We start from the raw sequence: 11,788 nt of genomic DNA, 5'->3' as shown, positions 1-11,788 counted from the left end.
ACAACAAGGAGGACATTCATATGTCAGAAAGAAAAAACTTTGGGGCACAGCCGTTACTTTTTCCGCAGCCGGTATTAATCATCGGAACCTACGACGAGAATGGAAAAGCAAATGCCATGAATGCAGCTTGGGGCGGAATTGTGGGAAGCGATGAAATCATTATTGATATGTCTCATCACAAAACAACTGATAATATTATGAAATTGAAAGCATTTACAGTAAGCGCCGCAGATGCGGAACATGTAACAGCATGTGATTATGTAGGACTCGTATCCGGTGCAAACGAACCTCAGAAGATGGAGAAAGCTGGTTTTACGGTTACAAAAAGTGCGTTTGTAAATGCGCCGGTTATTAACGAGCTTCCGGTAACGCTGGAATGTGAGCTTGTGAAAGTGGTTGATGACAGTAAATACCTTGGGAAAATAAAAAATGTAAGTGTTGACGAAAGAGTACTCGGAGAGGATGGACAAATCAGTCTGGATAAATTCAACCCAATTATATTTGATACTGTACATCATGGCTACTACAGGTTTGGTGAAAAAGTCGGCAGCGCTTTTTTGGATGGCGCAAGACTTAAATAAGAGCTTATAAAAGAAAAGAAAGGGAAAATAAATGCTATTTTACTTTACCGCTACAGGCAACAGCCTTTATGCAGCGAAACAATTAGAAAGTAAGCTAGTCAGTATTGCCCAGGCAATCCATGACGTTTCCAAAACCTATACTGCCGATAAGATTGGGATTGTGTGTCCGGTGTTCGGGCATGAGGTTCCCACACTGGTAAGAGAGTTTTTGGAACAGTCCACTTTTGTGACACCCTATTTTTATATGATTCTTACTTACGGAAACCGTCATGGAGGAGCTTCTGAACTTGCAAAAAAAATGCTGGAAGAAATTGGAATCACTCCGTCTTACATTAACGTTTTGCTGATGGTGGATAATTTTCTTCCGGGATTTGATATGAACCAGCAGAAGTCTCTGGATAAAAAGGTAGAAGAACAGATTAGGAAGATTCAAAAAGACCTGGAAGCAGAAAAACACTATATTTCACCGGTTACAGATGAGGACAGGGCTGCCCACCGGGAATATCTGGCAAGAAGAGCGAAAATGCCCGCAAATGCTTTCACAGATATGTATCGAATTACGGAAAAATGTATCGGATGCGAAATTTGTGCAAAGATTTGTCCGAAAAAGTGTTTTACAGTGAAAGAACAGAAAAGTAGATGGAATTCAGAAGGATGTATGTCCTGCATGGCATGTATCCATGCATGTCCGATGATGGCAATCCAGATGAACATGCCGGAAAAAAACACAAAAGCAAGATACAGGAATGAAAATATCAGCATCTGCGAAATTATAGATGCGAACAACCAGTCGGAAATTCAAAAATAAAAATCAGGAGGAAAAAATCATGGAATTTATTACATTGAACACAGGAGACAAAATGCCGCTGGAAGGATTTGGGGTATTCCAGATACCGGATGCCGCACAGTGTGAAGAGGTTGTCTACAATGCTGTTAAAACAGGGTATCGGCTCATCGACACGGCAACTGCCTATGGAAATGAGGAAGCGGTAGGAAAGGGAGTTGCAAGAGCAGTCAGGGATGGTATCGCCACAAGGGAAGAACTGTTTATCACAACAAAAGTATGGGTCAGCGATATGGGGAAGGAAGAGGACGCTTATCAGGCAGTGAAGGCTTCTTTAAAGAGGCTTGATATGGACTATGCAGATTTGATTCTTCTGCATCAGCCAATGAATGACTATTTTGCGGCCTACCGTGGCATTACGAAGGCTTACAAAGAAGGTCTGGCTAAAGCAATAGGTGTTGCGAATTTCTATCCGGCAATCCTTGCGAATCTTTGTAAAACAGTAGAGGTGATACCGGCAGTCAACCAGGTAGAGCTGCATCCATACTTTGTCCAGGAGGGCGCCATTGAAAATATGAAAGCGTATGGTGTCGTTCCTCAGGCGTGGGGGCCGTTGGCGGAAGGAAAGCACGGTATCTTTACGGATGCACAGCTTACGGCAATCGGTGATAAATACGGAAAGACACCGGCGCAGATAGCACTCAGATGGAATGTACAGCGCGGTGTCTCTATTATTCCCAAATCTATCCACGTAGAAAGAATGGAGCAGAATATAGATATTTGGGACTTTGCACTCACAGAAGAAGAGATGGAACAGATTTCGGCAAAGGATTTGAGGCACAGTGAAATCGTGAACCACGATGACCCTGCATTTGTGAAGTTCATTTACAATTTGCACTAAATCATGAAAAAGAAGATAAAATGTCCTGCAGCTTTTCGATAAATTTTTCGGCAGGTTTAGAGAATACCTGATATTTCTTCCAAATGATGTTCATCTCCTCTTCCAGTGCGGGAGTCAGCGGGCGAAAGCAGAGGCGGCTATTTCCGGAGGTATTGATAATTTTATCAAAACCAACCGCATATCCAAGACCCTCATCCACCAGCAGGGAGGCATTAAAGATAAGATTATACGTGGCTACAATGTTTAAATCTGATTCCGGGTGTTTCAGCCACTCTATAATCTTACCGCCTTTGTTTTCCTGCTGGGAGATGATGAGTGGTTTCCCCCATAAGTCACTCGGTGAGACTGCCTCTTTCGATGCAAGAGGGGAGTCTTTTGGCATCAAAACACCCCAGACATCTTTTGACGGTATTTTGAGTGAGTGATATTTTGTCAAATCAACTGTGCCAAATATAAGCCCAAAATCAAGCAGACCTTTATCAAGCTGCTCCATTACGAATGCAGAATTGCCGCTTAAGATGTGATAGCGGATTCCGGGATAAGTGTCCTGCAGAAGCTTAGCCGTCTGTGCTAAAATGCGTATCCCATCCGTCTCACCCGTACCGATATAAATATCTCCTATGACAATATCATCATTGAGGCTAACCTCGTTTTCTGTTTTCTTTACCAAGTCGAGAATTTCTTCCGCACGTTTTCGTAAAATCATCCCTTCTTCTGTAAGTGTGACCTTCCGTGAGCCTTTTGTACCGCGAATCAACAGCTGTTTTCCCAGCTCTTCTTCTAAATTTTTAATCTGGGTGGAAAGAGTCGGCTGGGATAGATGCAGTGACTGAGCGGCACGTATAATGCTTTGTTCTCTTGCAATCGCAAGAAAATATTGAAGAACCCGCAGTTCCATATGATAACCTCCCTAAATAAAACTTAAAGGGAGTTTAACACAAAAGCAAATAGGTTTCAACTATGCATAATAATTAAATATAAGTATTTGTTATTATATGGCGGCAGAATTATACTAGGTATAGATAAAAATGATGTGGGAGGTGCTGCACAGGTAATGGTAAATTTAGAATCCAAAGAAGAGGTCGTCCAGAATCTAAAGGATGCAGGGTGTGGGATGGAGAGCATTCAGGATTTTTTGTTATACCTGGACAAAAATCAAAAAGAAAAACAATTGGAACTATTGGAACATCATAGGAAACAGCTTCTGAACAATGTACATAGAGAAGAAAGGAAAATTTATTGTCTGGATTATTTAGTATATCAAATTAAGAAATAAGGAGAAAAAGATGGAAAAAAATATTTTAGTCGTATCAACAAGTCTGCGGAAAGACAGCAATTCGGAGCGTCTGGCAGATGCATTTATAAGAGGAGCTAAAGCGGCAGGTCATTTGGCAGAGAAGATAGAAATCCGTGATAAAAAGATTGGCTTTTGCAGGGGATGTCTTGCCTGCCAGCATACAGGGCAATGCATAATTGCAGATGATGCAAATACCATCGCAAAGAAAATGCTGACGGCAGATGTAATTGTATTTGCCACGCCTGTTTATTATTACGAGATGAGCGGGCAGATGAAGACGATGCTTGACCGTGCAAACCCGCTGTATTTTCTGGATTATCAGTTTCGGAAGGTTTATCTTCTGGCCACAGCGGCTGATGAAAGTGAAGATGCGGTAAATGGAGCGATTACAGGGCTTAGAGGATGGATTTCCTGTTTTGAAAAAGCAGCTCTTGCAGGAACGATATTTGCGGGTGGAGTAGATAAAGCAGGTGAGATTGAGGGACACTCGGCACTGGAAAAAGCATTTCTTATGGGCAAATCAGTGTAAGGGTCAGGAGGCGTATACCATGAAAATATTGATTTTAAACGGAAGTCCCCATACTCATGGAAATACTACTGCTATGGTAGAGGCATTTGTAGAAGGGGCAGAAAAAAATAGTCACGATATTACTGTGGTAAATGTATGCAGCAAACATATAGGGGGCTGTCTTGGATGTGAATACTGCCATACTAAAGGGGCGGGGAAATGTGTACAGCAGGATGATATGCAAGAAATCTATCCGATACTTGATGAGACGGAGATGATAGTTCTGGCAAGTCCGGTCTATTACCATAGTTTTACAGGACAGCTGCAATGTGCGATTAACCGTATTTATGCGCTTGATAAACCCAAACATCTGAAGAAGGCTGCACTGATTTTAAGCTCTGGGAGTGATGGTGTATATGGAGGAGCTGTTTATGAATATCAGAATTCTTTTCTGTACTATTTAAAACTTGAGGATATGGGAATTTATACCGCTTATGGCAAACAGAACAAATCAGAGAAAAAATTAAATGAATTAAGAGAATTTGGGCAGAGCCTATAAAAGAAAAGGAGATCATAAGACATGGAAGCAAAAATGTTAGAGGGAAAAGTTGCAATTATTACCGGAGCAAGCTATGGGATGGGGCAGACGATGGCGGAACTCTTCGCAGAGGAAGGCGCCAGCGTTGTCCTGACGGCTAGAGGCAAGGAGAAACTGGATCAGGTGGTAAAAGGAATCTGCGAAAAGGGTGGGAAGGCGATCGGTATTGTTGCGGATACCTGTTCCACAGCAGATACGAAGAAAGTTATGGAAAAAACAATAGAGACTTTTGGTGATTTAGATATTTTGATCAATAATGCAGGAATTGGCGAGCAGAAAATGATTGATGAAACAGAGGATGAATGGATGATGCAGGTAATGAATACAAACCTGGGTGGACCAATGAGATATATCAGAGAGGCATTGAAAATATTTATGCCTAAAAATGAAGGAGTCATTATCAATATTTCTTCCGTAAATGGAAACCGTCCTTTCTGCGGCGCAACCTATACATCCACAAAAGGAGCTCTGAATACGTTGACAAAGAATGTGGCTATGCGGCTTATTGACACCAATATCAGGTGTAACGCCGTTGCACCGGGGGCGACCATCACACCGGCACATCTTGCCAATAAGGCGGGAGAACAGCCCGGGGGAAATGAAATGTTGAAATACAGCGGCCATTACGTCTATTTTCCAGGACCGGAATGTGAAGCTATAGATCAGGCATATGCCTGCCTGTATCTCGCCAGCAAGATGGGGAGAGCTGTCCGTGGGCAGGTGCTTCAGGTCTGCAACGGTGCGTTCCTTTAAAAGTGCGATTGCTCTGATAGTTATTAATTTATAAATTGTTTATCTTTATGTGAGAAATCCTTTATCCATAAATGCTAATCTATAATTCTGAGTGAAAGCGGGATTCATAATTCGATTTGTTAATTGTCTGACGAGACGAAATCATAGTAGTAAACGAGCGGAGGGGCATCGTCTATGGAAAAACACTGGATTCTATGGTTTTCAGTGACACAAAAGATTCTGTCACTGAAAGCAAAACAGGGATTTGATGTAATCGAAGTAAAGACAAAGGAAGAATACTGGGAAAAAGTTTATACACTGCTTGAAACAGGATACCGGGTTCAGTAAAAATAGAAGATAAAGGAGAGTATTGCATTGACAATTAAGAAAAAGATCAGGCTGTCCAATATTATGATGGTTCTGATACCAATCATATTTACAGCAATCGTAATCAATGTCTGTCTGCACACATCGCTTGGCAGTTTCTGGTACACACTGGAAGCCATGTACAGTGATGAGAACAGCATACAGTTTGCCCAGAGCATGATTTATACTTATCAGCAGGAGCTGTGGGAGAATAACTGGGGGCAGGGGGAACATACGGATACGTCAGACGAAATCAGGCAAAGTGACGAGATGTATCATCTGGAGAATAAACTGTCCGGAATGGGATACCAGTTCATGATTACGAAAAATGAAAAACTGATCTATACGAACCTTACAGAAGAGGATATGCAGGCCGCCAGGTCGGTGGCAGGGGATTCCATTGATACGGCCAAGACACTGACTGCCAGCAGACATGAAGTATCCGTTATAAAAAATACATTTTACCACGGGGAAAAGACATTCTGCATTACGGCAGTCCACCGCCAGAAGACAGATCAGGGCGTGGTGAATTACCTGAAAAATTATATTCTAAGATACCTGTATGGGATTATCCTCTTTTTTATTGTACTGACGCTGCTTGTAAATGGCCTCACATCCTGGTGGATATCCGGAAGTATCTTAAAGCCTTTGAGACAACTCAGCATAGGTACAAAAGAGATTCGGGAAGGGAATCTGGATACCCGGATAGAATACCGGAAAAAAGATGAATTTGGTCAGGTATGCATGGATTTTGAAGAAATGCGGGCTTACCTGAAGGAATCGGTAGATCAGCGTCTGAGAGACGAAAAGAAAAGACGCGCTCTTATCACTGGGATTTCCCATGATCTGCGGACACCTCTGACCTCCATCAGTGGCTATCTGGATGGTTTGATAGATGGGATTGCCGATACCCCGGAAAAAAGAATGCGGTATCTGCAGGCGATTAAGACCAGAACGGGAAATTTGGTGAGCCTGGTAGACAGCCTTTCCGAATATAGCAGGCTGGATAATGGATTCCGATACCATATGGAGGCGGCGGACTTCAAGGAGTTTATAGAGCAATATTTAGAAACTCTAAACCCTGACGCTGAACAAAATCAAGTAGAGCTTGTATTTTCATACGGAAAAGAAACTTATCCTGTACGGATTGATAAGGAAGAATTCAAGAGGGTATTTGACAATCTGTTTAACAACACGGTGAAATACCGTACTTTAGAAAAATCATATGTTCAGATATCTCTGGAACGAACTTTGACGGGGACAGACATTGAATTGATATATCAGGATGACGGCCCCGGAGTGCCACAGGAGAGCCTGGAACAGATATTTGACAGTTTTTACCGGGTAGATGATGCAAGGAGCCAGTCAGAGAAAGGCAGCGGCATTGGACTTGCTGTGGTCAGGGAGATTATCCTCGGACACGGCGGCAGTGTGCAGGCAGAAAACAGGGATGGACTGGCGATTATTATCCATCTGCCTATAGCAGGAGAGGATACCAATGGAAAAAATACTGATTGTGGAAGATGATGAATTGATTGCGGAACTGGAGCGGGATTATCTGGAAGCCAATGGTTTTGAGACAGATATCGCTTCTGACGGGCCATCAGGAGAGCGGATGGCAAAAGCAGGCAGATATGACGCTGTTTTACTGGATGTGATGCTCCCGGGGAAAACAGGCTTTGATGTGTGCCGGGAATTGCGGAAGACACTGCATCTTCCGATTATCATGGTGACGGCGAAAAAAGAAGACATTGACAAAATACGGGGGCTGGGACTGGGCGCAGACGATTACCTGGTGAAACCCTTCAGTCCTACAGAACTGGTAGCACGGGTCAAATCCCATATCCATATTCACAGCCTGCTCCTTTCCTCACCGGAAGAACAGGAAAAAGAGACAGCAATAGCCTACCAAAACCTCACCATTCTTCCAAAGTCCAGAATGGTGTATTTGGATGACAAAGAGGTGGTTCTTGTAAATAAGGAATTTGAACTTCTGCTTTTCATGGCAGAGAACCCCAATATTGTATTTTCAAAAGATACGCTGTTTGACCGGGTATGGGGAATGGACTCCCTGGGTGATGTGGCTACCGTGACGGTACATATCAACCGCCTGCGGGATAAGCTGGGTAAAAATGCGAAAGAAACGCAGTTTATCGAAACTGTCTGGGGAGCAGGGTATCGGTTCAGGATTAATTGATATTGGAGAGTGGAAAATGATAGATATAGTGGAATTTTTGGAATATATGAACAGTGGAAAAAGTATAGCCGACAGACCGGATATAGGAGAGTGTATGCACTGGCTGTCGCAGGAGGCTCTGCGTCTGACGGCAGAATTAAACGGAAGCTATCATACACCAGAAGAAATCAGAGAGATTATGGAACGGCTGACTGGAAAACCAATTGATGAGTCATTCAACCTGTTCCCTCCATTTTATACAGACTGTGGGAAGAATCTGACGATTGGAAAACATGTATTCCTTAATGCGGGATGCAAGTTTCAGGATCAGGGAGGAATCCGCATCGGTGACGGCGCTCTGATTGGACATAACGTAGTCCTTGCGACCCTGGATCACAGTTTAGACCCGAAGCATAGGGCGGATATAATCCAGGCACCCATTTCTATAGGCAAAAATGTCTGGATAGGTGCAAATGCAACCGTTCTGGCAGGAGTTACTATTGGTGATGGTGCAGTTGTTGCGGCTGGAGCCGTGGTCACCAAAGATGTGCCGGAAAATACAGTTGTAGGAGGCGTGCCCGCAAAAGTAATAAAAACAATTATGAAGAATGATTGAGAGACAGGAGAAGATTATGGAATATCGTGTATTACCTCGTGGTGGTGAAAGAATCAGTGTACTCGGACTTGGCAGCGGAAGCCTTACCGGTACGGAAGAGGAAATGGAGAACGTGATCAGGGCTGCCATCCAGAATGGCATCAACTATTTTGATATGGCGCCGTCAGAGCAAGCGCCTTTTTATGCCTATGCAAAAGCATTCACCGGATATAGGGAAAAAATTATGACCCAGATGCATTTTGGGGCAGTTTACAAAAGTGGTAAGTATGGATGGACACGGAATTTAAGTGACATCCAGGAGCAATTTATCTGGGAGCTTAATCTTTTAGGCACCGATTATACCGATGTAGGGTTTGTCCACTGTATTGACGACAGGGATGATCTGGAACAGGTGATGAGTGGCGGGTTATGGGATTATATGAAAGTTCTGAAAGCAGAGGGAAAGATACATCATCTTGGATTTTCCTCTCATAATCCGGATACGGCGCGCAGGCTGCTGGATACAGGGCTTGTGGATATGATGATGTTCAGTATCAATCCTGCCTATGATTACCAGAGAGGGGATTACGCCATTGGAAAGGTAGCAGAGCGTGCCAGACTATACAGGGAGTGTGAGCAGATGGGAATAGGCATTTCTGTAATGAAGCCCTTCGCAGGAGGCCAGCTGCTGGATGCAAAAACCTCTCTTTTCAAAAAAGCTTTGACACATGAGCAGTGCTTCCAATATGCACTGGACCGTCCGGCAGTGATGACTGTACTGCCCGGAATACGAAATATGCAGGATCTTGATACTGCATTAAAATATGTAACCGCTGCACCGGAAGAAAAGGACTATTCTATCATAGGAGAATTTACTCCACAGGATGCAGAAGGGATATGCGTCTACTGCAATCACTGCCAGCCGTGTCCCAAGGGGCTTGATGTGGGGCTGATTAACAAATACTATGACCTGGCTCTTGCGGGTGATGAGATGGCGGCTGATCATTACCGGAAACTTCCGCTGCATGCGGATGACTGTATCAAATGCGGCCACTGCGAATCCCGATGTCCTTTTCATGTAAAACAGGAATCCAGAATGGATGAGATTGCCGCATATTTCAACAATTAAAATCAAAAGGAGAATTAAGACATGTTAGGAAATTTTGTATATTCAAACCCAACGAAACTTTATTTTGGAGAGGATTCATTAAATTATTTGAATGAGGAACTTCCAAAGTACGGAAAGAACGTGCAGCTTGTATACGGGGGAGGCTCTATTAAGAAAAATGGAATTTATGACAAAGTAACTGCCATTTTAAAGGCAAACGGAAAAGAAATCTATGAAGACGGAGGAGTTATGCCAAATCCAACGGTGGAGAAGCTCTATGAAGGTATAAAGATTGCAAGAGATAATAAGGTAGACTTTATCCTGGCAGTGGGCGGCGGTTCCTGCTGCGATTATGCCAAAGCAGTTTCTATTTCGGTAAACTGCAAAGAAGACCCATGGGAGAAATATTATCTGAAATTTGAAGATGTGGATGCTGACACAGAAGTAATACCGGTAGGCTGCGTGCTGACGATGGTTGGCACAGGTTCGGAGATGAATGGCGGCGCGGTTATCACTAATCATGAAAGTAAATTGAAAATCGGGCATGTGTTTGGGGAACGTGTATTTCCTAAATTTGCAGTATTAGATCCGACCGTTACCTATTCGCTTCCAAGGTACCAGATGGTTGCCGGTTTTTATGATATTTTGAATCATATCTGTGAGCAGTATTTTTCCGGGGAGGATGACAATACCTCTGATTATCTGATGGAAGGGTTAATGCGCTCACTCATTCACAGCAGCAGAATCGCAGTCAAAGAACCGGAAAATTATGAGGCCAGAAGTAATATCATGTGGACGGCTACCTGGGCATTGAATACTCTGGTAGCAATGGGAAAATCTACAGACTGGATGGTGCATATGCTTGGACAGGCGGTGGGGGCTCACACAGACGCAACCCACGGAATGACTCTTTCCGCAGTATCCCTGCCATATTACCGCTATATCATGCCTTATGGACTTCCAAAATTCAAAAGGTTTGCTATGAATGTATGGGACATTAATCCAGAAGGAAAATCAGATGAAGATATGGCAGCAGAAGGATTAAATGCCATGGAGGCATGGATGAAAGAAATCGGGGTGGTTACGAACCTTGGGGAGCTTGGTGTAACAGAAGAAATGCTGGATGGCCTTGTACAGAGTACGATTGTTATGGAAGGCGGATATAAAGTGCTGACACAAGAGGAGATTAAGGAAATATTTAAAGAAAGCATGTAGCAAAAAAGTGGATACAACTAATGTAAGACGTTGAAACAAGACATAGGGCATTTCAGAGTTTGTTTACTCTTGAATGCCCTATGTCTATTCTTATTATAAATTGCAAAAAACTATAGAATTATATTTAGAATAAGTATTGGCTATTAGAAATTAAATTTGTTATGATAAAATCAAATAGAAAATACTGTGCAATTTGTTTTCGAGGCAGAGGAGAAAAAGTATATGAAAATAGCGGTGGTAGACGATTCCATAGAAGATGCACAGCGCATTGTCTCTTATTTGGAACAGTTTCAGGAAGAGAATAATCAGTCGTTTTTGATTAAAGTATTTTATGCCAGTTTTGATTTTCTGGAAGAATATAAAGGGGAGTATGATGTCATTTTTCTGGATATTGAAATGCCAGGCAGCAATGGGCTTGACGTGGCCCGGGAAATCCGGGAAAAAGATCAGTCTGTGGGTATTATATTTATCACCAGCCTTGCACAGTATGCAGTTGACGGGTATGAGGTACGTGCCATTGATTTCATTGTAAAGCCGGTGGGATACTATAATTTTTCCATGAAGCTTCAAAAGGCATTCCGTTTTATAGAAACCCACAGGGAAGAGGATATACTGATCAGCAGTAAAGAAGGGGTCTTTCGGATTGCTGCCTCGGATATTTTATACATAGAGAAAGACAGGGATTATCTTGTGTTTTATACACGTCAGAAAAATTACCGGACACGGGGAAGTATGAGGGATATAAAAATCAAGCTGGATGCGCTGCCTTTTTCTGAATGCACCGCAGGCTGTCTGGTTAATCTGAATCATGTGAAGAGAGTGGGAAAGGACAGTGTCCTTTTGACATCAGACCGGGAGCTTTCGCTTTCCCGGCGAATGAAAAAATCATTTACTGAGGATTATATTCGTTTCGTGGGAGGAATGTAA

At 42.8% G+C, this 11,788-nt stretch carries 15 protein-coding genes; 14 read left to right on the top strand and 1 reads right to left on the bottom strand.

Annotation, left to right across the window (positions count from 1 at the left end; genetic code table 11):
* The first annotated feature begins 20 nt into the window (after positions 1–20).
* The 3 genes from ACGHCT_RS16345 to ACGHCT_RS16335 are packed head-to-tail and all read left to right on the top strand — an operon-like array spanning position 21 to position 2,266.
* Positions 21–581, top strand: coding sequence for a flavin reductase family protein (locus ACGHCT_RS16345; RefSeq protein WP_390436885.1), 561 nt, complete (start codon positions 21–23; stop codon positions 579–581).
* Positions 582–612: 31 nt separating this feature from the next.
* Complete coding sequence (locus tag ACGHCT_RS16340; RefSeq protein WP_390436883.1) at positions 613–1,389, top strand: EFR1 family ferrodoxin; 777 nt, start codon at positions 613–615, stop codon at positions 1,387–1,389.
* Positions 1,390–1,408: 19 nt separating this feature from the next.
* Complete coding sequence (locus ACGHCT_RS16335; protein ID WP_390436882.1) at positions 1,409–2,266, top strand: aldo/keto reductase; 858 nt, start codon at positions 1,409–1,411, stop codon at positions 2,264–2,266.
* Position 2,267: 1 nt separating this feature from the next.
* On the opposite strand, the gene ACGHCT_RS16330 is transcribed toward ACGHCT_RS16335, so the two are convergent.
* Positions 2,268–3,164: a LysR family transcriptional regulator gene (locus ACGHCT_RS16330; protein ID WP_390436880.1), complete on the bottom strand. Its 897-nt coding sequence runs from the start codon at positions 3,162–3,164 to the stop codon at positions 2,268–2,270.
* Positions 3,165–3,320: 156 nt separating this feature from the next.
* Between ACGHCT_RS16330 and ACGHCT_RS16325 the strand changes: the two genes are divergently transcribed.
* From ACGHCT_RS16325 to ACGHCT_RS16275, 11 genes are all read left to right on the top strand, one after another.
* The gene (locus ACGHCT_RS16325; protein WP_390436878.1) at positions 3,321–3,542 is read left to right on the top strand and encodes a hypothetical protein; all 222 of its coding nucleotides are present in this window, start codon (positions 3,321–3,323) and stop codon (positions 3,540–3,542) included.
* A gap of 10 nt (positions 3,543–3,552) precedes the next feature.
* Positions 3,553–4,092, top strand: coding sequence for a flavodoxin family protein (locus tag ACGHCT_RS16320; RefSeq protein ID WP_390436876.1), 540 nt, complete (start codon positions 3,553–3,555; stop codon positions 4,090–4,092).
* 19 nt (positions 4,093–4,111) lie between these two features.
* Positions 4,112–4,630 (top strand): flavodoxin family protein, encoded by a 519-nt coding sequence (locus ACGHCT_RS16315; protein ID WP_390436875.1) that lies wholly within the window; start codon positions 4,112–4,114, stop codon positions 4,628–4,630.
* A gap of 21 nt (positions 4,631–4,651) precedes the next feature.
* Positions 4,652–5,422, top strand: coding sequence for an SDR family NAD(P)-dependent oxidoreductase (locus ACGHCT_RS16310; protein WP_390436873.1), 771 nt, complete (start codon positions 4,652–4,654; stop codon positions 5,420–5,422).
* A 174-nt stretch (positions 5,423–5,596) separates the two neighbouring features.
* Positions 5,597–5,749, top strand: a complete 153-nt coding sequence (locus ACGHCT_RS16305; RefSeq protein WP_390436871.1) for a hypothetical protein — start codon at positions 5,597–5,599, stop codon at positions 5,747–5,749.
* A 27-nt stretch (positions 5,750–5,776) separates the two neighbouring features.
* Positions 5,777–7,294, top strand: coding sequence for an ATP-binding protein (locus ACGHCT_RS16300; protein ID WP_390436869.1), 1,518 nt, complete (start codon positions 5,777–5,779; stop codon positions 7,292–7,294).
* Positions 7,266–7,964 carry a response regulator transcription factor gene (locus ACGHCT_RS16295; RefSeq protein WP_390436867.1) on the top strand — a complete coding sequence of 233 codons (699 nt, stop codon included), beginning with the start codon at positions 7,266–7,268 and terminating at the stop codon, positions 7,962–7,964. The genes ACGHCT_RS16300 and ACGHCT_RS16295 overlap by 29 nt, the downstream gene beginning before the upstream one ends.
* 19 nt (positions 7,965–7,983) lie before the next feature.
* Positions 7,984–8,559: a DapH/DapD/GlmU-related protein gene (locus tag ACGHCT_RS16290; RefSeq protein WP_390440204.1), complete on the top strand. Its 576-nt coding sequence runs from the start codon at positions 7,984–7,986 to the stop codon at positions 8,557–8,559.
* Positions 8,560–8,575: 16 nt separating this feature from the next.
* Positions 8,576–9,667 carry an aldo/keto reductase gene (locus tag ACGHCT_RS16285; protein WP_390436866.1) on the top strand — a complete coding sequence of 364 codons (1,092 nt, stop codon included), beginning with the start codon at positions 8,576–8,578 and terminating at the stop codon, positions 9,665–9,667.
* Between the two features lie 21 nt (positions 9,668–9,688).
* Positions 9,689–10,861 carry an iron-containing alcohol dehydrogenase gene (locus tag ACGHCT_RS16280; protein WP_390436864.1) on the top strand — a complete coding sequence of 391 codons (1,173 nt, stop codon included), beginning with the start codon at positions 9,689–9,691 and terminating at the stop codon, positions 10,859–10,861.
* Positions 10,862–11,083: 222 nt separating this feature from the next.
* Positions 11,084–11,788, top strand: coding sequence for a LytR/AlgR family response regulator transcription factor (locus ACGHCT_RS16275; RefSeq protein ID WP_390436862.1), 705 nt, complete (start codon positions 11,084–11,086; stop codon positions 11,786–11,788).

Source organism: Lactonifactor longoviformis (genome assembly GCF_042848515.1).
Classification (GTDB): Bacteria; Bacillota; Clostridia; order Lachnospirales; family Lachnospiraceae; genus Lactonifactor; species Lactonifactor longoviformis.
The sequence above is the reverse complement of the archived record's forward strand: the minus strand, read 5'-3'. Positions and strand labels throughout refer to the sequence as shown.